The 19,917-nt window shown below is 64.7% G+C and carries 19 protein-coding genes and 1 riboswitch; of the genes, 9 read left to right on the top strand and 10 right to left on the bottom strand.

Going from position 1 to position 19,917, the window contains the following annotated elements:
- Nucleotides 1–38 precede the first annotated feature (38 nt).
- Complete coding sequence (locus AC50X7_RS08150; protein ID WP_494978540.1) at nt 39–1,268, top strand: glutamate--cysteine ligase 2; 1,230 nt, start codon at nt 39–41, stop codon at nt 1,266–1,268.
- 233 nt (nt 1,269–1,501) lie between these two features.
- On the opposite strand, the gene AC50X7_RS08145 is transcribed toward AC50X7_RS08150, so the two are convergent.
- From AC50X7_RS08145 to AC50X7_RS08130, 4 genes are all read right to left on the bottom strand, one after another.
- A complete protein-coding gene (locus AC50X7_RS08145) occupies nt 1,502–2,710 on the bottom strand; it encodes an O-succinylhomoserine sulfhydrylase (RefSeq protein ID WP_494978539.1) in 1,209 nt (402 codons plus the stop codon).
- Nucleotides 2,711–3,121 (bottom strand): rhodanese-like domain-containing protein, encoded by a 411-nt coding sequence (locus tag AC50X7_RS08140; protein WP_494978538.1) that lies wholly within the window; start codon nt 3,119–3,121, stop codon nt 2,711–2,713.
- Entirely contained in the window at nt 3,118–3,396 is a 279-nt protein-coding gene (locus AC50X7_RS08135) for a DUF1737 domain-containing protein (protein ID WP_494978537.1), read from the bottom strand. The genes AC50X7_RS08140 and AC50X7_RS08135 overlap by 4 nt, the downstream gene beginning before the upstream one ends.
- Nucleotides 3,397–3,409: 13 nt before the next feature.
- Nucleotides 3,410–3,524: riboswitch (SAM riboswitch) on the bottom strand.
- 152 nt (nt 3,525–3,676) lie between these two features.
- Nucleotides 3,677–3,931, bottom strand: a complete 255-nt coding sequence (locus AC50X7_RS08130) for a hypothetical protein (RefSeq protein WP_307093553.1) — start codon at nt 3,929–3,931, stop codon at nt 3,677–3,679.
- 231 nt (nt 3,932–4,162) lie between these two features.
- On the opposite strand from AC50X7_RS08130, the gene AC50X7_RS08125 reads away from it, so the two are divergent.
- On the top strand, nt 4,163–4,876 hold the full coding sequence (locus AC50X7_RS08125; protein WP_494978536.1) for a TetR/AcrR family transcriptional regulator C-terminal domain-containing protein: 714 nt from the start codon (nt 4,163–4,165) through the stop codon (nt 4,874–4,876).
- 67 nt (nt 4,877–4,943) lie between these two features.
- On the opposite strand, the gene AC50X7_RS08120 is transcribed toward AC50X7_RS08125, so the two are convergent.
- Nucleotides 4,944–5,873 (bottom strand): aminodeoxychorismate lyase, encoded by a 930-nt coding sequence (locus tag AC50X7_RS08120; RefSeq protein ID WP_494978535.1) that lies wholly within the window; start codon nt 5,871–5,873, stop codon nt 4,944–4,946.
- Between the two features lie 93 nt (nt 5,874–5,966).
- On the opposite strand from AC50X7_RS08120, the gene cls reads away from it, so the two are divergent.
- Nucleotides 5,967–7,442, top strand: coding sequence for a cardiolipin synthase (gene cls, locus AC50X7_RS08115; protein WP_494978534.1), 1,476 nt, complete (start codon nt 5,967–5,969; stop codon nt 7,440–7,442).
- A 19-nt stretch (nt 7,443–7,461) separates the two neighbouring features.
- Here the strand turns inward: cls and pabB are convergent, their stop codons facing one another.
- From pabB to AC50X7_RS08090, 5 genes are all read right to left on the bottom strand, one after another.
- Nucleotides 7,462–9,531, bottom strand: a complete 2,070-nt coding sequence (gene pabB, locus AC50X7_RS08110) for an aminodeoxychorismate synthase component I (protein ID WP_494978533.1) — start codon at nt 9,529–9,531, stop codon at nt 7,462–7,464.
- A gap of 33 nt (nt 9,532–9,564) precedes the next feature.
- Nucleotides 9,565–10,098, bottom strand: a complete 534-nt coding sequence (locus tag AC50X7_RS08105) for a low molecular weight protein-tyrosine-phosphatase (RefSeq protein ID WP_494978532.1) — start codon at nt 10,096–10,098, stop codon at nt 9,565–9,567.
- A gap of 135 nt (nt 10,099–10,233) precedes the next feature.
- The gene (locus AC50X7_RS08100; RefSeq protein ID WP_494978531.1) at nt 10,234–10,857 is read right to left on the bottom strand and encodes a LysE family transporter; all 624 of its coding nucleotides are present in this window, start codon (nt 10,855–10,857) and stop codon (nt 10,234–10,236) included.
- 63 nt (nt 10,858–10,920) lie between these two features.
- Nucleotides 10,921–11,739 (bottom strand): methyltransferase domain-containing protein, encoded by an 819-nt coding sequence (locus AC50X7_RS08095; protein ID WP_494978530.1) that lies wholly within the window; start codon nt 11,737–11,739, stop codon nt 10,921–10,923.
- 29 nt (nt 11,740–11,768) lie between these two features.
- Nucleotides 11,769–12,326: a MarR family winged helix-turn-helix transcriptional regulator gene (locus AC50X7_RS08090; protein ID WP_494978529.1), complete on the bottom strand. Its 558-nt coding sequence runs from the start codon at nt 12,324–12,326 to the stop codon at nt 11,769–11,771.
- Between the two features lie 212 nt (nt 12,327–12,538).
- On the opposite strand from AC50X7_RS08090, the gene AC50X7_RS08085 reads away from it, so the two are divergent.
- The 6 genes from AC50X7_RS08085 to AC50X7_RS08060 all read left to right on the top strand — a co-directional run bounded on the left by AC50X7_RS08085 (nt 12,539) and on the right by AC50X7_RS08060 (nt 19,594).
- Nucleotides 12,539–14,746 carry an MMPL family transporter gene (locus AC50X7_RS08085; protein ID WP_494978528.1) on the top strand — a complete coding sequence of 736 codons (2,208 nt, stop codon included), beginning with the start codon at nt 12,539–12,541 and terminating at the stop codon, nt 14,744–14,746.
- Nucleotides 14,747–14,849: 103 nt separating this feature from the next.
- Nucleotides 14,850–15,146 (top strand): hypothetical protein, encoded by a 297-nt coding sequence (locus AC50X7_RS08080; protein WP_494978527.1) that lies wholly within the window; start codon nt 14,850–14,852, stop codon nt 15,144–15,146.
- A gap of 240 nt (nt 15,147–15,386) precedes the next feature.
- A complete protein-coding gene (gene dnaK / locus AC50X7_RS08075) occupies nt 15,387–17,270 on the top strand; it encodes a molecular chaperone DnaK (RefSeq protein ID WP_494978526.1) in 1,884 nt (627 codons plus the stop codon).
- A gap of 2 nt (nt 17,271–17,272) precedes the next feature.
- Nucleotides 17,273–17,965: a nucleotide exchange factor GrpE gene (locus AC50X7_RS08070; protein ID WP_494978525.1), complete on the top strand. Its 693-nt coding sequence runs from the start codon at nt 17,273–17,275 to the stop codon at nt 17,963–17,965.
- Between the two features lie 218 nt (nt 17,966–18,183).
- Nucleotides 18,184–19,155: a DnaJ C-terminal domain-containing protein gene (locus AC50X7_RS08065; protein WP_494978524.1), complete on the top strand. Its 972-nt coding sequence runs from the start codon at nt 18,184–18,186 to the stop codon at nt 19,153–19,155.
- A gap of 13 nt (nt 19,156–19,168) precedes the next feature.
- The gene (locus AC50X7_RS08060) at nt 19,169–19,594 is read left to right on the top strand and encodes a heat shock protein transcriptional repressor HspR (RefSeq protein WP_461188138.1); all 426 of its coding nucleotides are present in this window, start codon (nt 19,169–19,171) and stop codon (nt 19,592–19,594) included.
- Nucleotides 19,595–19,917: the final 323 nt, after the last annotated feature.

Raw genomic sequence — 19,917 nt, 5'->3', positions numbered from 1 at the left:
GGCCTTCAAAAGGGGCCCGCCTGCCGCAGAATGTGAGTATGCGAACATTCGGCGTTGAGGAAGAACTCCGGATCGTTGATCCGGAGAGCGGGGAGCCGCTTGCCCTTGCTGATGCTCTCCTGTCGGGCCGGCGGTTGGCTGCCGATGACGCTCCGGATGACCCTCGGGATCTCGAAACGGAAGACAAAACCGTTTACGACGACGACGAGATGGGCTTGAGTGCCGAACTCAAGCTGGAGCAGATTGAGACGCAGACGCGGCCATGCCTGGAGTACGGTGTGCTGCTGGACCAGATCCGGGCCGGCCGGGCGCTTGCCGACAAGGCTGCCAGGAAGAATAATGCCCGGGTGGCCGCGTTGGCCACCTCGCCCCTTGGGCTGGCCAGCCACACCACTCCTGATCCGCGCTATGCCAGGATGTTGGAGCGTTTTGGCCTGACTGCCCAGGAGCAGCTGACCTGCGGTTTCCACGTCCATACCTATATCGAGTCCCAGGACGAGGGCGTGGCTGTACTGGACCGAATCCGCGACAAGCTTGCGGTCCTCACGGCCCTGAGTGCGAACTCGCCGTTCTGGAACGGTCTTCAGACCGGCTTTGAAAGCTACCGTACCCAGGCGTGGAACCGCTGGCCGACGGCGGGTCCCGCCGGTATTTACGGAACTTATTCTGCCTATCGCCGGGTGGTTACCCGGCTTTTGGACAGCGGGGTGATGCTGGACGAAGGGATGATCTACTTCGACGCCCGACTGTCCCGGAACCACCCCACTGTGGAGGTCCGCGTTGCCGACGTCTGCCTCCGCGCCGAGGATGCGGCCCTCATTGCCGTTCTCGTCCGGGCGCTTGTGGAAACAGCGGGCCGTGAGTGGCGTGAGGGCGTCGATCCCGCGCCGGTGCCCACCGTACTTTTGCGGATGGCTTCCTGGCAGGCGAGCAGCCAAGGGCTCAGCGGGGAGCTTTTGGACTTCGGTTCCTTCCGGCCGGCCCATGCTGCCGACGTAGTGCGTTCCCTGGTGGACTATCTCGCCCCGGTACTGCAGGAGCAGGGCGAGCTTGCCCTGGCCCGGCAAGGGGTAGAGGACGTTATTGCCCGTGGAACAGGGGCAGCTGAACAGCGCCGCGTCCGGGACAAGGCGTTGGCCGCTTATGCGCCTGAGGACTTGGGCTTTGGTGCAGTGGTCAAGCATGCAATAGACGTGACTATGCGCGGCTCCTTGGATTTCTCGAACGTCGATGAGGTCCCGGATTTGTTGCGGGTCCGCCAGCCCTGATATCTCCGGAGGTGTCTGGGAAGGACTGACGCAACTCATGTCAGCGGACGGAAAGCGACCCGCTCGGGATCCCTTTCTTCGGATGCAGTCCATAGTTCCGCAATCCAACCCGGCCAGTGTGGTGGTTCCCAGTGGTGGTGTTCGGCTTTGTAGTGACGGCCGGTGGGGGAGGTCGATTCTGGGGGTTGGTTCTTGGTTGCCGGGGTTGGTGTGGACGCAGCGCCAGCCAAACTCTAAATCTGCTTCAGTGCCTGTTCGAGGTCGCCAATCAGGTCATCCACGTCCTCCAAGCCAACCGAAAGCCGCACGACGCCGTCGCTCAGGCCAATGGCTGCGCGTCCCTCCGGACCCATGGCACGGTGCGTGGTGGTGGCGGGGTGGGTGATCAGGGACTTTGAGTCGCCAAGGTTATTGGAGATGTCAATGATGCGCAGGCCGTCCAAAAGCGCGAAGGCCGCTTCCTTGCCCGAGCGGCCACCCGTCGTCGCGAGTTCCAGGGTGAGAACGGTGCCGCCGGCACTCATCTGCTTGGCGGCGAGTTCATACTGCGGGTGCGACTTCAGCAGCGGGTACTTTACCCAACTCACGGCAGGCTGCTGCTCCAGCCATTCGGCCAGCTGAAGGGCTGAAGCCGAAGAGTGGTTGACGCGGAGGGCCATCGTCTCAAGGCCTTTGGTGAGCACCCAGGCGTTGAAGGGGGACAACGACGGGCCGGTGTGGCGCATGAGCTGCTTGACCGGCCCGTCAATAAATTCCTTGGTGCCGAGGATGGCGCCGCCCAGCACCCTGCCCTGGCCGTCGATGTGTTTGGTCCCGGAGTAAACAATCACGTCCGCGCCGAACCTTCCGCACCGCTGCAGCAGGGGAGTGGCAAAGACATTGTCGACCACCACCGTGGCACCTGCCGCGTGCGCGAGTTCGCTGACTGCGGCGATGTCCACAATCTCCTGCATCGGGTTGGACGGCGACTCAAAGAAGACGGCGGTGGTGGGCTGGGACAGGGCATCGCGCCACTGCTCCAGGTCCGGACCGTCCACAAACACTGTCTCCACACCCCAGCGCGGCAGGATTTCGTTCAGGATCACAAAGCAGGAACCGAACAGCGAGCGGGCGGCAACCACGCGGTCGCCGGCGGCCAGCAGGGCACCCAGGGCGGTGAAGACGGCGGACATGCCGGACGCCGTCGCGAAGCACGCCTCGGTGCCCTCGAGGAGGCGGAGCCGCTCCTGGAAGGTAGCCACGGAGGGGTTGCCGTAGCGGGAGTACACAAAGCGCTCGTCCTCGCCCGTGAAAGCGCGCTCTGCCGCAGCTGCGGATTCATACACGAACCCTGAGTTCAGGAACACCGCCTCGCTGGTTTCCTGGAAGTTGGTGCGGTCCAGTCCACCACGGACGGACTGGGTGTCGGGGCTCCAGCCGGCGGCGTCTTCGTTAAAGGTCACTTAGTTCTTTCCGAGATTGGTGGGCAGGCCGCGGTTCTTCCAGCCGTTGACGGTGCGTTCGCCGTACCGGTCAGGTTCGCCCTCGAAGCCCTCCAGCACGTTGTAGGAGGTGAAGCCGGCCTGGGTGGCAGCAATGGCGGCCGCGATGGAACGCTGCCCCGAGCGGCACAGGAATACCAGTTCGGCCGAAGCGTCCTCCGGCGCCTGCTGCGTCAGGTGGGTAATGAAGTCCGGATTGGGGATGCCGCCGGGAAACGTCCACTGGATGAACAGCGGATCGTTGTCGGTGGCCTTTGTGTCCGGGATACCGATGTGGGCCCATTCGCCTTCGGTGCGAACATCCACCAGGATGGCGCCCTGCTCCAGCTTGTCCCATGCCTCCTGGGGCGTCAGGTCTCCTGCGTAGGTCATGCGTGGCCCTCGCCGTCGAACTCAAGGTCTTCGCCCGCGGATTCGAGGTCATCCACGGCGGTGGCCACCGCCGCATCGGCGGAAGCGATGGCTGCCGGAAGAACCAGGGCTTGCGCAACAATCACCTTGCCGCCGTTGGACGTCGCGGCAGGGCTGCCGTGAAGCACATAGCCCTCGGCCAGGGCGGTCGAAACCCGTTCACAGAAAGACCTGTCATCCGGCCCGGTAACGAGCCGGTAGGAAAGTTTTTCTTCAAGGGCAGGTGCGTCAGACACGACGGATCTCCTTCTTTCACGCTTGCAACACGATTCGGTCGATATGCCGAGTATTCACCTGAGGCACCCCGCCGCAAAAGGAGGGTTGCCGACCGGCCAGTCAGGGCTTGGCGCCGGTACTCATTACTCCCCAAAAAAGTAACACTTGGCGCGCGGCACCGCATCGCCGCCGTCGTCATGTTCCGTAACTGAGCTGGGCGGCCGCCCAGCTGTTGGAGCAAAGGAAAGGCGTGAAGGGCTGCCCGCTTGGGAGCCCTTCACGCCTCTCTTCTGATGTCGGTTACACGATGCCGGGGCAGCTTGCCAGGATGTAATCGGCGGCGGCCGGACCCTTCATCCGCAGGCCGTTATGGCTCGGGCTGATCCTGTGTTTCATCCCTGCCCAAAAGGCGGCTTCCATTCCGGGTGCCTGCTGGTTGATGAAGCACCAGCTGGTATACAGGCCGTAAAGGCGGTCACCGCTGAGGCTGTGGTCGGACGCTTGGTCGAGGTGGGTGGCTTCCTGGAGAAAAAGGTCGAACTGCGAATGTGCCATGACGGCGTCCCTTCGCTAAGTGCGTGTGTACCGCCGTTCGGCTACAGCAGCGAAATCCTCTATGCCCTGCACGGGGCCATGGAGTGGTGATCGAGACCTTGGGAATCGATGGTGTGGGGCGGTGTCGACCCCCTTACTACAATGTAGACGTTACCCGTAGACTACGTATACAGCAAGCGTTTGGAGATACCTTCCCGAGACGCTTGCCGCCGGCTCCAGAACGGAAAAGTCATGCCCTCCCCGAAAACCTCCGGCCCTGCCAAGGGCCGCGCCCCAAAGGAGCGGCTCAACCGTGATCTGGTGCTCAACAAGGCATTGGAACTGGTGGACGCGGAAGGCCTTGACGCGCTGACCATGCGCCGGCTGGGGCAAGAGCTGGACCGGGATCCGATGAGCCTTTACCGCTACGCAGAGAACCGGGCGGCGTTGCTCGATGGCGTTTCGGAGCTCGTTCTCAACGAACTGCCCATCCACCCGGAGGACCCCGACTGGAAAGCCCAGCTTCGGCACATCGCGCATAACCTTCGGCGGCTCGCGCTCGAACATCCCAACGTGGTGCCGCTGCTGGTGACGAGACCGCTCTCCACTCCGCTCGGTCTGCGCCCGCTGGGCACCCTGCGCCCGCTGGAGCAGATTCTCGCCCTGCTGATTGGCGCCGGATTCAGCCCTGCCGACGCCCTCCACGTCTATAGGGCCTACTACGGGTTCCTCTATGGCCACATTCTGAACGAGCTGCAGGAGTTCGTGGTGGACCCCGAAGAGAATGAAGTGCTGCTTCGGCTAGGGCTGCACCGGCTGCCGTTAAAAGAGTTTCCCCATCTCCGTGCGTTGGCTCCGGCGCTCGCCGAATATGACGGCGAGGCTGAGCTGGACCAGGGCATCACCATCCTGCTTTCCGGCCTCGAAGCGCAGCTGACCGCGGAGCCAAAAGCTCCCCCCGCTTAGCGGCGGGAAGTACGGCAGCTACTCGAAGGAAGCGCGGCGGCGGTTAGTACTGCGGCAGTGGAAACCGCTACGCGATGCTGGCAAACAGCTCGCTCAGCTCCGCGGTCAGCTCTTTCTGCACCGCCGGGGTGCCCACGTCTTTGCCATCGATGCTGTTCACCGGAGCAAGCAGGCGCACGCTCGAAATGAGCCAGACAGCGTCGGCGTCCAAAAGGTCCTGGGGCTCCAACGGACCGTACCCCAGTTCCCAGCCGGCCGCTTTGGCTGCGGCGAACAAGGCACCCTGGGAGGTGCCCGCGAGGATACCGCTGTCCAGCTGCGGTGTGATGAGGCGCTTGACGGACGTACCGTCGTCGGCCGTTTCCACGTGGGCCATCAGCACAGTCGACGTGGGGCCCTCCAGGACGCGGCCGTCGGAGGAGATGAAGATGACGTCGTCGGCACCCTGCTTGTGGGCATGCCGCAACGCCGCCATGTTGACCGCGTAGGAGAGCGTCTTGGCGCCGAGCAGCAGCCACGGGGCGCGCTCGGCAATGTCGCTGTCGTAGCCCCGGTCGAGGAGAATGACGTCGATGCCGGCCTCGCGCTGGCGGCGCCCGGCCGCCCCGACAGGGGAAACCTGTACCCAGGAGGTGGGGGCTGAGGCGCCTTCGGCTCCGCGGGTCACCACGAGCTTGACCACCAGTTCATCGTCGGACCCGGAAGCAGGCTGATGCTGGGCGCGGTGTTCGGACAGGGCAGTGGCGATGGCGCGGCGCCATACATCCTCGCTGGGAATGGCGAGGTCCAGTGCCTCGGCGGAACCCGCCAGGCGGTCCAGGTGGGCCTGGATTTTCCGCACTTTGCCGTCCACTGCGAGCATGGTTTCAAAGACCCCGTCACCCCTGGTGGCGCCCTGGTCCGTCACCAGCAACTGCGGCTTGGACGCATCGGCAAGCCGCCCATCCGGGAAAGCCGGGTCGAGGAACACGAGAACAACAGGAGCTGGAGAGGTCATGGCTCCAGCTTAGTGCGGCACCCGCGGATAAGCTGGGCAGAGTGCCCCGGCCGGAACCGTCCGCCGGGAGCCCATCCTCCGGGGGTTAATCACGTGTTGTGGCCATTTTCGCTTGCCGGTTCCGCGCCGACTTGGACCGTGGTGCTGCTGGCCGTCGCCGACCTGGTGATCCGGGTGCTGGCCTTGGGCATCATCCCGGGCAACCGCCGGCCCACCACGGCGATGGCCTGGCTGCTGGGCATCTTCTTTGTCCCGTTCCTGGGCATCATCCTTTTCCTGCTGTTCGGCAACTTCAAGCTGTCCAGCCGTCGCCGCGAGCATCAGCAGCAGGTCAACGAGCGGGTGCGCGCCGGGATCTCGTCGCTTGCGGACGTGGAGAGCGACTACCCGGGCCCTGAATGGGTGCGGTCCGCCGCGGAATTGAACCGGCGGCTGGGCTCGCTGCCCATGGTGGATGGCAATTCCGTGGACCTTATCCCCGGCTACCCGGATTCAATCCTGCACATGACGCAGGCCGTGCGGAATGCGAAGAAGTTCGTTAACGCCGAGTTCTACATCATGAGCACGGACCACATCACCAACGACCTGCTGACGGCCCTGGAGGAAGCGGCCGAGCGCGGCGTGGAAGTCCGGGTGTTGTTCGACCACATCGGCACCCTGCGGGTCAAGGGCTACAACAGGCTCCTGAAGCGGCTCAGGGCCAGCAAAATCCAGTGGAAGCGGATGCTCCCGCTCCTGCCCATCCATGGCCAGTGGCGCCGGCCCGACCTGCGGAACCACCGCAAGATCATGGTGATCGACGGCGAAATCGCCTTCACCGGCTCGCAGAACCTGATCGAGCCTTCCTACAACAACCCGCGGCACCGCAAGGCAGGCCGGGAGTGGGTGGAGCTGATGGCCCGCCTCCACGGGCCGATCGTCACCACCCTGAATGTCGTCTTCGCCACCGACTGGCTGAGCGAAACCGACGAGTCCCTGGAACACCAGCTGCAGCTCCCGGCGAACGTGCATCCCGGAAACGTCACCGCGCAGGTGGTTCCCAGCGGCCCGGGGTTCATCACCGAAAACAACCTGCGGCTCTTCAACACCCTCATCTACTCCGCCCAGCACCGGATTTCCATCTGCAGTCCATACTTCGTTCCGGACGATTCACTGCTCTATGCCATCACCACCGCCGCCCAACGCGGAGTGGATGTGGAGCTGTTCGTTTCCGAAAAGGGTGACCAGTTCCTGGTCCACCACGCCCAGCGTTCCTACTACGAGGCCCTGCTGGAGGCCGGTGTCCGGATTTACCTGTACAAAGCTCCATTTGTGCTCCACGCCAAGCACTTCACCATCGACGACGAAGTGGCGGTCCTTGGTTCCAGCAACATGGACATGCGCTCCTTCTCGCTGAACCTTGAGGTGTCGGTGATGCTGCTGGGCGCGGACATCGTGACCAAGATGCGTGCCGTGGAAGACACTTACCGGGACATCTCGCATGAGCTCGAGCTGTCCGACTGGCTCAACCGGCCGCTGGCGGCGCGGTATGTCGATAACGTGGCGAGGCTGACGGCAACCGTCCAGTAACAGCGTGCGGGAGCTTCGTTCAGGCGTCCGGAAACTCCGCGCCGAGTGTCGAGAGGACACCGAAGGCCTTGGTCCGGATCTCCTCGTACTCCTCGTCGGCGTCCGAGTCCGCCGTGATGGCGCCCCCGACGCCGAGGGTCAGTTCCGCGGTTCCATTGCCTTCGTCGCGGATCACCAGCGTCCGGATGGCGACGGCGAGGTCTGTTGCGCCGTTCAGCGAAAAGTAGCCGACGGCGCCGGAGTACAGCCCCCGTCCGTCGCCTTCGAGCCGGTCCAGGATGGCCATGGTGCTGATCTTGGGAGCTCCGGTCATGGAGCCGGCAGGGAAGCACGCCGCCACAGCCTCCGCGCGGGATGATCCACGCCGCAGCCGGGCGTCAATGGTGCTGACCATCTGGTGGACGGTGGCGTAACTTTCAATGGCACAGAGCCTGCTCACGGTTACGGAGCCAGGGACCGCGAAATGGCTTAGGTCGTTCCGCAGCAAGTCAACGATCATGATGTTCTCGGCGCGGTCCTTCAGGGACGTTTCGAGCTCGAGCCGCAGCCGGCCGTCTTCCGCCGGATCGGAGGCGCGGCGGCGGGTTCCCTTGATGGGTTCGGCGCGCATGCCGCCGTCGGACGCGATTTTCAGGAAGCGTTCGGGCGAGGTGCTGGCCACGGTCAGGCTGCGGAACCTCAGGTAGCTGGCAAAGGGGGCGGGGTTTTTGCGGCGCAGGGCCAGGTATGTTTGCCACGGATCCAGCGCTGCGGCGGGGACCTTGGCCGTGAGTGACGTGGTCAGGCAAACTTCGTAGGTGTTTCCTTCGGCGATTTCGTGCTGTGCCGCAGCGATCTTCTCCTTGTAGGCATCGGCAGTATCACGGCTCCGGAACACCGGCGCCTTCGAAAGTACGACGCCGTTGCTGCCGCCCGCCTGGGCGGCACGACCGGAGGCTGCCTCAGTGGCTGCCCGCGCGTCCCTGAGCCACTGGTCCGAGTCGGGGACGTCCAAAGCCAGGAGCCAGGCAGTGCCCTCGGCGTGGTCCAGGACCACAGCCCTGCCGGCGAAGATCAAGGCGGCGTCCGGGGTGGGTGCAGAGAGGTCTGCTCCACCCGTCTCCCGCTTGAGTTCGTACCCAAGGCAGCCCAACCAGCCAAGGGTGAATTCGCCCGGGTAGCCCTCCGGGGTGTGGACCGCGGCGCCGCCCCATGCGGTGTCCAGCCAGCGGAAGAAAGGACCTTCCACCGTAGCTGTCGCGCAGCCTGCGCTGATCTGGCTTTCGCCGGAACAATGGGTCACCAACTGGCCGGACAGGCCGCCGTCGTCCGCCATGATGCTGAACCGGCTGCGCTCCGCCGCTGCGGACCCTGGCTGGTCCGCTCCGGTCCCGGCCCCAGTGGCCGCATTGGAAGAGTCCAGCCAGACGGCGTTGGGTGAGCTGCCGTAGAGCGTGCTGAACAGCATGGTGGCATCCGGGCGCAGCTCCAGGCGCTCCGCGATAAGGCTTAGGCCGCGGCGGGAGGACAACTCAGGGGAGAGAACAGTGGCCAGGGCGGGGAGGTACGGCAGCAGCTGCAGAGCGTCGGTGGGGGCGCTGCCGTCAGCGCGGTTCAGGATGCGTAGATCAGCATGGCGCGGGACGTCGTCGGCGCTCAGCCACTCCTCTTCCTGTGCCGCCCATTGGTCCCAGTACGGTTCGTAGGTTCCGCCATCGCGGTCCAGCGCGCGGTTCCGGCGAATCTCCTCCGGCGAGTCCGCCCAAATGACGGCACTTAGGTGGGGGCGGGCGGCGGCGGCGGCGGAGCCCACACCCTCAACAATGACGATCTCGGCGGGCAGCGTGACGCGGACGTCGCCGTCGTATCTCTTCTCCCAGTCCCAGCTGGTCCACGTGGCCGCGTCACCACGGCTCAGGGGTTCGAGGACGGCGGCGACGTAGCGGTCAACCCCGGCCATCAACCCATTCCAGCCGGGGTAGATGTCCTCGAGGTGGAACAGCGAGACCTTGTGATGGGCGCGCAGCCGTGCCGCCAGTTCGACGGCGAGCGTTGTTTTCCCTGCTCCGGAGCGACCGTCAATGGCGATGATGACGGGGGCTGGGCTCATGGGTTAGAGCGTACCTTTATCGCTGCCGGCCTTTCATCTGCGCAGGAGCTGGGCATCTTTGATGACGGCACCTTTGATGTGGTTTACGAGCCCGGGCAGCGCGGCGTGGATCTGGTGCCAGACGGCGTCGAAATCGGCTTGCCCGCCGTACCAGGGGTCCTCGATGCCCTGGTCCAGCAAGTCCTTTCCCGCCTGCCGGGGGTCAAAGCTGCGGAGCATGCGGATCTTGTTCCGGGACTCCTGGTCCGGCGCGGACTGACTCAGCCAGGCGTAATGGTCGATATCCAGCGCCAGGATCAGGTTACGTTCGCGGAACCATCCCGGCTGCCATTCCCGGGCCACATGTCTGTCGGAGAGGAGCTGCGTGACGCCTAAGCGGCGCGCGGCCCGCGGGTCTATCGGACGGCCCGCTTCGTAGCCGGTGGTACCCGCGGAGTCTACTGCGACTACGCTGTCCAGCCCCTCGCGTTCCATCGCCGCGGCGAGCATCAGCTCGGCCATAGGGGACCGGCAGATGTTTCCGGTACAGACGGCAATAACGCGGTATGGGCTCGACATTGAGTTCATTTACTAAGCATGCGTGCTAATTAGCCTCATTGGCTAGCGCTGGTTCACAAATGTTGACGACCATGTAAAGAAGCTTTGCTTCTCCGTCACATCCCGTTCACATTATTTTCCTGCCTCCTGCGCGCGCTCAATCCGTCAGTGGATCAAAGCCAGCAGGATTCCCACAGCCACGAACAGCACGCCGAACGCACGGTTAAGGATCAGCTGCCCGCGGGCACTATGGGTGAACCGCTCGAAGGACCGGGCTGCGGCCGCGAAAAAGAACCACATGACCAGGATGTCGATGGCCACGACCGTACCGGTGAGCACTGCATACTGGGCCAGGAGGGGCTGTTCCGGGCGGATGAACTGGGGCATAAAAGCGAGGAAAAAAACGATCGCCTTCGGGTTCAGCAGGTTCACCCAAAGTCCGCGCCGGAAGATGGACCAGGCGGGCTCGTTCCGGAGGCCCGCGATTTTCTCCTGCTCAAGGTCCGGCTTGCTGAGGAACTGCCTGATGCCCAGATAGACCAGGTACGCGGCGCCCGCGTAGCGGATGACGTTAAAGGCCACAGGCGAGCTGGCAACCAGCACCCCGACGCCGAGGGCCACAATCACCACATGGATCACCAGTGCTGCCTGTTGGCCGAGGATGCCCCAGATGGAGCGGCGGAAGCCGGCGTTCAGGGAATTGCTCATGGTGTTGATGGCTCCGGCACCAGGCGTGAAGCTGATCAGGGCGCCGGCACCGGCCAGGGCGAGCCAAAGGGAGAATTGCACCAGTCAAGTTTAGGGCGGTTTCACCAGAGGGTTGCCACGGGTCCGAATGCTTGCGGCATTCTCCTACGCCCGTGCGATGACCTCGCCGTTGGGGATCAGGAACCAGCCGTCGTCGGTGGATCCCCATCGGTGCCAGCCTGCCGAGATTCGCGCGAGGTCGGCAGGGTTGGCGAAGCCGTATTCCAGTGCCTGCTCGGCGAAAGCGGAGTGCAGCACGCGCTCGCCCCAGACGCGGGCCTGCCAGCGCCGCTGCTGCCCGGTGGCGTAGAGCCAATTGCTGCTGGTGGGCGCGACGTCGGTAAAGCCCGCCGACTGTGCCCAACTGACGAGCCGCCGGCCGGCGTCGGGCTCTGCACCGTTGCGCCGCGCGATCCGCTGGTAAAGCTCCATCCACTCATCAAGCTCCGGGATGGCGGGGTACCAGCTCATGCCGTGGAAGTCGGCGTCGCGGATGGCTACGATCCCGCCTGGCTTGGCGACGCGGCGCATCTCCCGCAACGCCTCCACGGGGTCGGTCAGGTGCTGCAGCACCTGGTGGGCATGGACGACGTCGAACGTTTCATCCTCGAAGTCGAGGTCGTAGATATTCCCGGCCGCGAACTCGACGTTGGCTACCCCGCGCTCAACGGCGAGCGCCTTTGCCTGGGCAATGATGTCCGGGGAGCGGTCCAGCCCGGTGACCTTCCCGGGGTTGACCAGGGCGGCGAAATCGCAGGTGATGCTGCCCGGGCCGCAGCCGACGTCGAGCACTTCTGCCCCGGGGGCGAGGTGCGGCAGGACAAAGGCCGCGGAATTCTCGGCGGTCCTGGCGGCATGGGCGCGGACCACCGACTCGTGGTGGCCGTGCGTGTAAACGTCGTCTTCGGGCTGCTGCGCACTCATAACCAAACGCTACCCCCAACTCGGTAGCTCTAAGTGTCGTTTGGGTCCGTCAAAACGATACTTGGCGCGGCCTGCTTGGGGGAACTGGGTGCGCTGGACGATTCTTCCCGCGCGGCCACCGTGGCTTCCACCATGGCCGTTATGAAACGGGTCACTGTTTCCAGTTCCTCCGGGCTGAAGTCCGCCATGGCCCTGCCCATCCGGCGCGAAAGGGGAGCGAAGATGGCGCCCCCGTCCTGGAATGCCTTGGGCGTCATCCGAAGATGGATCTGCCGGCGGTCGGAGCTATCCCGTTCGCGCACTACGTGTCCGGAGCTGTCCAGCCTGTCGATCAGGGCTGTGGTGGCGGGGGAGCTGAGGTTCAGCTCCTTCCGGAGGAGCCCCGGCGTGACCGTACCGCCGTTCGCGGCATGGCGCATGATGAAGGCCAGCGCGTTCAGGTCCGTCCGGTGCATGTCCTTGCGCCCGCCGGCTGTGTCCACGTAGCGGTTGGCCTCAAGGGTGAATTCCTGAAGGAGCCGAACCAAGGGGTGCGGCCCCTCGCCTGCCGGAGGGTCAGGGGTGGCCGGGCTCTCCTTGCCTGCCATGTCCACCTCCAAAAATCTGCTCGTTGCGGGATGACTGTCCCGGTCCCAGTCAATAACAGTGCCGCTAAATCGTACTGACGGATATTACTTCAGCCGAGCAGGCCCCCTCTTGACGGCATGAAGCAAGAAAAAGCTAGCCTGCCTCTTATCTCCATGGTGGAGATACTCTAGTATGGAACCAATCCTACTACCGGCCACCCCCGAAAGGCATCATGAACTCCCATTCCCACGCCAAGGAACGCGTCCCGTTCTGGCTGCGCTGGCTGCTCCCCGTGATTCTGGTGCTGACGTGGCTGGCCCTCGCCGGGATCGGCGGTCCCACCTTCGGGCGGTTGGAGGAGGTCTCTTCCAACGACCAGGCGTCGTTCCTGCCTGCCAGCGCCGAGGCCACTGCGGCGCAGGACTGGCAGGCAAAGTTCCGGGACTCCGATGAGGTTCCCGGCGTCATCGTCCTGGAAAGTGATGAGACCCTGACTCCTGCGCAGCTCGGCGAGGTGGCAGGCCTGCGGACGGAGCTTGAAGGCCTGGAGCTCGGCAGCGCAGTCATCGGGCCCATTCCATCCGAGGACGGCAAAGCGGTCCAGTTCATTGCTCCCATTGATTCTTCAGCCGAGGTCAAGGAGGCCGTACAGGAACTAAGGGACACCGTCGCTGAGGCGGCACCCGAAGGCATGCGCACCTTCGTCACCGGACCTGCCGGGCTCGCGGCTGACCTGACCGCAGCTTTCGCCGGCATCGATGGCATTCTTTTGCTGGTGGCGCTGGCCGCGGTGTTCGTGATCCTGCTGATTGTCTACCGCTCACTGTTGCTGCCCATCGTGGTGCTCCTGACCTCCGTCTTCGCCCTGTGCGCGGCCATCCTGCTGGTCTTTGGCATGGCCAAAGCCGGGTGGATCCAGCTCAACGGCCAAAGCCAGGGGATCCTCTCCATCCTGGTGATCGGCGCCGCCACGGACTACGCCCTGCTGTATGTGGCGAGGTTCCGGGAAGCCCTCACCCACACCACCAACCGCACCGCCGCGGCGCTGACCGCCTGGAAAGCTTCCTTCGAGCCGATCCTGGCCTCCGGGGCAACCGTGATCATTGCGCTGCTGTGCCTGCTCTTCTCCGACCTGAACTCCAACAAGGCCCTGGGTCCCGTGGCCGCTGCAGGCATCCTCTGCTCACTGTTTGCGGCCCTGACCCTGCTGCCCGCACTCATGGCCCTCCTGGGCCGCGCCGCATTCTGGCCCTTCCGTCCCCAGCTGGTAGCCGCCAGTGAGCGGGAGCCCGAGCTTGTCACGGGGCTGGAAGGCCAGAAGGGATTGTGGCGTGCCACCGGCTCGCTCGTCTCCCGGCGCCCCCGCATTGTCTGGGTTGCCTCGGTCCTGCTTTTGCTCGCCGGCTCCGCGGGTGTCCTGCAGCTCAAGGCCAACGGCGTTCCGCAGACGGACGTCATCCTCAGTGCGTCAAACGCAGTGGACGGTCAGGACGCATTGGCGCGCCATTTCGACGCTGGCAGCGGCAGCCCCGCCGTCGTGGTTGCAAACCAAGGAAAGGCGCAGGAGGTGCTGGACACCGTGAAGACGGCCGACGGCGTGGGCGAGGCTTACCTGCTGGCGCAGGGTTCGGTGCCCATCACCGGAGCCCCCGGCGCTCCCAGCGCTCCTGACGTCCGTGAAGGAAAGGTGCTGATCAACGCCACCCTCAACTTCGCCGCGGATTCGCTCGATGCGGAGGAAGCCGTGAAGGCCCTGCGGGAAGAGGTCAAGGCTGTGGATTCCGGTGCGCTGGTGGGCGGCGTGACGGCGACGGCCCTCGATACCAACACCACGGCCCAGCGCGACCTGGCGATCATCATTCCGGTTGTGCTGGTGGTCATCCTCTTTATCCTGATGCTGCTGCTCCGCTCCGTCCTCGCCCCGGTGCTGCTGGTGCTGTCGGTGGTGCTCTCCTATGCGGCGGCCATGGGTGTCTCGGCGTTTGTTTTCAACAACGTCCTGGGCTTTCCCGGGGCGGACGCCACCGTTCCGCTGTTCGGGTTTGTGTTCCTGGTGGCGCTCGGCGTGGACTACAACATCTTCCTGATGAGCCGGGTCCGCGAGGAGTCCCTGAAGCACGGCACCCGCCCCGGCATCCTTCGCGGGCTCAGCGTCACGGGCGGTGTGATTACCTCAGCCGGCGTGGTGCTGGCAGCGACGTTCGCGGCACTGGGTGTCATTCCCATCATGTTCCTGGTGCAGCTGGCGTTCATCGTCGCCTTCGGCGTGCTGCTGGATACCGTGCTGGTGCGCTCACTGCTGGTGCCCGCCCTCGCTTACGACATCGGTCCGCGGATCTGGTGGCCAGGAAAGCTGGGCCGCCCCGAGAAGGATGCGGCCGTGCAGCGCGAAGCCGGCGGGAACCTCGAGACCGATCTGGAAGGCGCCGGCCGCCGGTAGGGCCGGCATGCACGGCGCAACGAAAGCCCTGTTGACGGAAACGCCTGCTGGATAGACTGCAAATGCGCCCGCATGGACGCGGAACTCAAAGGAGAGATGCACCATGACTGAGAACCAGGAAACCTTTGCCGAGGAGCCCCGCAAGGGAAGCACTGCCCCCGGGCTGGAGGGCGAGGGCGGGCAGTACGTGGACGGTGACTACGGCGATGCCGGGACTGTAGGAGAGCCTGCCGGGAACCTTGAGGACGGCGAGTACCAGGAGGGGGACTACGGGGATGCCGGCACGGCCGGAACGGCGCACGAGGCGGACACCATCCGCGAGGGCATGACCGACGGGCAAGTCAACACCACGGCCGAGGAGCGGGGGCCCCTTCACGGAGACCGGGACACCGGGAGGTAGCACCGCAGGCAAGCAGTCCGGCGGTGGCGTTCTCCAACAGCAAAATGGAGAGCCGCCGTCGTCCGCTTTTTAAGACCGCTATTCCGCGGAAACGCAGGTCGTCCCTCCGCTGCCCCGTCCAAAGTTGAGCGCACTTCGCTCAACTTTGGATTGACATCGCAGGCGCCTTGAGTAAAGTTGAGTGCAGAACGCTCAATTGTCTGGGCGCCCGCAGTTTCCAAGGAAAGAAGGAAGCAACACATGTCACGTGCAGTAGGTATCGACCTCGGAACCACCAACTCCGTCGTCTCCGTTCTCGAAGGTGGCGAGCCCACCGTTATTGCCAACGCCGAGGGTGGCCGCACCACGCCGTCCGTCGTTGCATTCTCCAAGTCCGGCGAGGTCCTGGTCGGCGAGATCGCCAAGCGCCAGGCCGTCAACAACATCGACCGCACCATCGCTTCAGTCAAGCGCCACATGGGCACCCCCTGGACCGTCGCCATCGACGACAAGAAGTACACCGCGCAGGAAATCTCCGCCCGCACGCTCATGAAGCTGAAGAACGACGCCGAGTCCTACCTGGGTGAAAAGGTCACCGACGCTGTGATCACCGTCCCGGCGTACTTCAACGACGCCGAGCGCCAGGCCACCAAGGAAGCCGGCGAGATCGCCGGCCTGAACGTCCTCCGCATCGTCAACGAGCCCACCGCTGCCGCACTGGCCTACGGCCTGGACAAGGGCAAAGAAGACGAACTCATCCTGGTCTTCGACCTCGGCGGCGGTACCTTCGACGTTTCCCTGCTGGAAGTCGGCAAGGACGAAGACAACTTCTCCACCATCCAGGTCCGCGCCACCGCCGGTGACAACCGCCTCGGCGGCGACGACTGGGACCAGCGCGTCGTTGACTACCTGCTGAACCAGCTCAAGGTCAAGGGCATCGACCTGTCCAAGGACAAGATCGCCCTCCAGCGCCTCCGCGAAGCAGCTGAGCAGGCCAAGAAGGAACTGTCCTCCTCCACCAGCACCAATGTCTCCCTCCAGTACCTGTCCGTCACCCCCGACGGCCCGGTCCACCTGGATGAGCAGCTGACCCGCGCCAAGTTCCAGGACCTCACCAAGGACCTGCTGGAGCGCACCAAGAAGCCGTTCCACGATGTGATCAAGGAAGCCGGCATCAAGCTCTCCGACATCAACCACATCGTGCTGGTAGGCGGCTCCACCCGTATGCCCGCCGTTTCCGAGCTGGTCAAGGAACTCGCCGGCGGCAAGGAACCGAACAAGGGCGTGAACCCGGATGAGGTTGTCGCCGTTGGCGCAGCCCTCCAGGCCGGCGTGCTGAAGGGTGAGCGCAAGGACGTCCTCCTGATCGACGTCACCCCGCTGTCCCTCGGCATCGAAACCAAGGGTGGCGTGATGACGCACCTGATCGAGCGCAACACCGCCATCCCCACCAAGCGGTCCGAGACCTTCACCACCGCTGACGACAACCAGCCGTCCGTGGCCATCCAGGTCTTCCAGGGCGAGCGTGAATTCACCCGCGACAACAAGCCGCTGGGCACGTTCGAGCTGACCGGCATCGCGCCGGCTCCGCGCGGCGTCCCGCAGGTTGAGGTTACCTTCGACATCGACGCCAACGGCATCGTCCACGTTTCCGCAAAGGACAAGGGCACCGGCAAGGAACAGTCCATGACCATCACGGGCGGTTCCAGCCTCTCCAAGGAAGACATCGACCGCATGGTCAAGGATGCCGAGGAGCACGCAGCAGAGGACAAGGCCCGCCGCGAGGCAACCGACACCCGCAACACCGCCGAGCAGCTCGCCTACTCCGTGGACAAGCTCATCGCCGACAACGCCGACAAGCTGCCTGAAGAGGTCAAGACCGAGGTCCAGACCGACGTCGACGACCTCAAGAAGGCCCTCGAAGGCACGGACGACGCCGCAGTGAAGGCTGCCTTCGAGAAGCTGCAGGCTTCCCAGGGCAAGCTGGGCGAGGCCATCTACTCCCAGGCCGGTTCCCCCAACGGCGCCACCGGTGCCGCGGGTGCTGAAGGCGGCGCTCCTGCCGGTGCCGCAGGCGGCGACAAGGCTGCTGACGAGGACATCGTCGACGCCGAGATCATCGACGAAGACGAAGCGAAGAAGTAGCCATGCCGCACCACGGTAACGAGGAAGAGCACATCTCATCCGCGGGCCAGGAGCAGCAGGGCAACGGCCACCAGGAACCGGTTATCCGGGACAACCGCAAGGTTGACCCGGTGACCGGGGAGGCCCGGCACCCGGAGGGCGGCGGGTCAGCCCCGGGCGCCGGTTCCGAGGCAGCGGATTCCGACGGCGACGCGCTGGCCCAGGCCGAGGAGATCCTTAACGGCATCGAGGTGCCGGCCGAGGAATCCGTGGCCCAGGGTATTTCGGCAGGGTCCACCTCCGCTGAGGCGGCCGAGCTGAAGAACGACCTCCTCCGCCTGCAGGCAGAGTACGTCAACTACCGCAAGCGCGTTGAGCGCGACCGTGCCGTGGCAGGGGAAATGGCCGTCATCGGCGTCCTGAACTCCCTGCTCCCGGTACTGGACGACGTCGACGCCGCCCGACAGCACGGCGACCTCGCTGACGGCCCCTTCGCCGCGATCGCCGCCAAGCTGGAGAACGCGCTGAAGACCTACGGCCTGGTACGCATCGATGAGACCGGCGTGGAGTTCGATCCCACGATCCACGAAGCCCTCATCCAGCAGCCCGGCGAGGACATCGAAGTTGACACCGTCAGCCAGGTGCTCCGCTCCGGCTACAAGTCAGGCGAACGCGTCCTCCGGGCCGCGCAGGTGATTGTGGCCGTCCCGGCTTAGTCCGGGTTGGCTCGGCGCTACGCGGGCGCCGCGCCGAACGGATAAGGGGCCCCGCCCCTACGCCGGGTGGCCCGATGCCACTCCCGGGCCCCTTATCCGTCCGTCGCTTGGCGGTTGTCTCGCCTAAGGTGAGGTAACCACAAAGCTCACCACGCGTAGAGCGGGGGCCCCTGTACCGCGGAGAGCTGTTAGATAGAAGACTTTGAAAGGAAACGCCATTGGCTAGCCAGGATTGGGTGGACAAGGACTTTTACGCGATCCTTGGTATCGCCAAGGACGCTTCCGACGCCGACATCAAGAAGGCCTATCGGAAGCTCGCCAGGCAGCACCACCCTGATACCAACTCGGGGAACACTGCGTCCGAGAAGAAGTTCAAGGACATCTCCGAGGCTTACTCTGTACTTTCCGATCCCGAAGAGCGCCAGCAGTATGACGCCATCCGGGCCATGGGCGGCGGGGCCCGCTTCGCTCCCGGCGGCGCGGGTGCGGGCAACGGCGGGTTCGAGGACATGTTCGGCGGCCTGTTTACCGGCAACACCGGGCGCCACTCAGGCGGGTTCAACCCCTCGGCCGGCGGCATCCCGCCCGAGTTCGCTGACCTGTTCGGCGGCGGCTTCGGGCAGACGGGTTTCCAGCGCACCCCGCAGAAGGGTGCTGACCGGACTGCCACCACAAGTATTTCGTTCTCGGGCTCCATCCGCGGCACCACCATCGGCCTGCGTGAACCCAGCGGCGAGGTCATCGACGTCCGCGTGCCCCCCGGCATCAAGGACGGCCAGAAGGTGCGCGTGCGCGGTAAGGGCCAACCGGGCCCGGCCGGCAACGGTGACCTGGTGGTCTCCGTGGCGGTCAAGCCACACGACTTTTACACGCGCGACGGCGACAACCTCCGCGTGCACGTCCCCGTCACCTTCCCCGAAGCTGCTTTGGGCGCCGACATCGAAGTTCCTACCATTGACGGCGAAAAGGTTCGTGTCCGCGTGCCGGCCGGGACGCCGTCGGGCCGTACACTCCGGGTCAAGGGCAAAGGCGTGAAGACGTCCAAGGGGACAGGCGACCTGCTGGTGACCATCGACGTCGCGGTTCCCAAGAATCTGAACAAGGAAGCCGAAGCTGCGGTCAAGGCGTTTGCTGAAGCCACGGCCGGAGCCGACGTCCGCGAGGGCCTGGCCGCCAAGGCCCGGCTTTAGCAGCGGGTGAGCCGTGGACATCAACTCAGACCAGCCGATCTTTGTGATCTCGGTGGCGGCTGAACTGGCGGACATGCACCCCCAGACCCTTCGGCAGTACGACCGGATGGGCATCGTCTCGCCCAGCCGCGCGCCGGGCAAGTCCCGCCGCTATTCGCAGCGCGACATCAACATGCTGCGCGAGGTGCAGCGGCTGTCCCAGGAAGGCGTCTCGCTCGAAGGGATCAAGCGGATCCTCGAGCTCGAGAACCAGGTGGCCGCTTTGCAGCGCCGGGTTTCGGAGTTGGCTGACGAACTGAGCCGGCGCCCTCAGCCTTTCGATTCACGAATTTTTGCGGCCGGCGCCGCTGGCGACGTCGTGAGCCTGGCCCGTGGCCAGCGGCCCCGTCCCCGCTCGCAGGCTGTGGTGCTCTGGCGGCCGCGCGCCATTGGGCAATAGCACTCCGGCTGCGGATTGTGTCCGGCCGGCAGGCCAAAGTTACGCGGAGGCACGTTTCCCGCAGGTTAACTTTCAGCCCCAGCTTTCCAGCGGTTTTTCCCGCTCCTCCATGGGTGCACCAATTCTGTTGCCAGCCCAGCCAACAGGGAGGGAAGGGTCTCGTCGTCATTGGTCGGCGGTACCGGATCCGCGGGAGACGTCCGGAAGGCGATGCTTATCTGAGTCACGGGAGAACTTCGGCCGATCCGGAAATTAGAGTACCCACTACTCGTGACGGCACAGCCCGCGGAAACTTGAATGGAACCACTGTTGGATCAGCAGCA

It is taken from the genome of Pseudarthrobacter sp. Hb11, from assembly GCF_059383655.1.
This window is presented reverse-complemented; position numbering and strand designations above follow the sequence as displayed.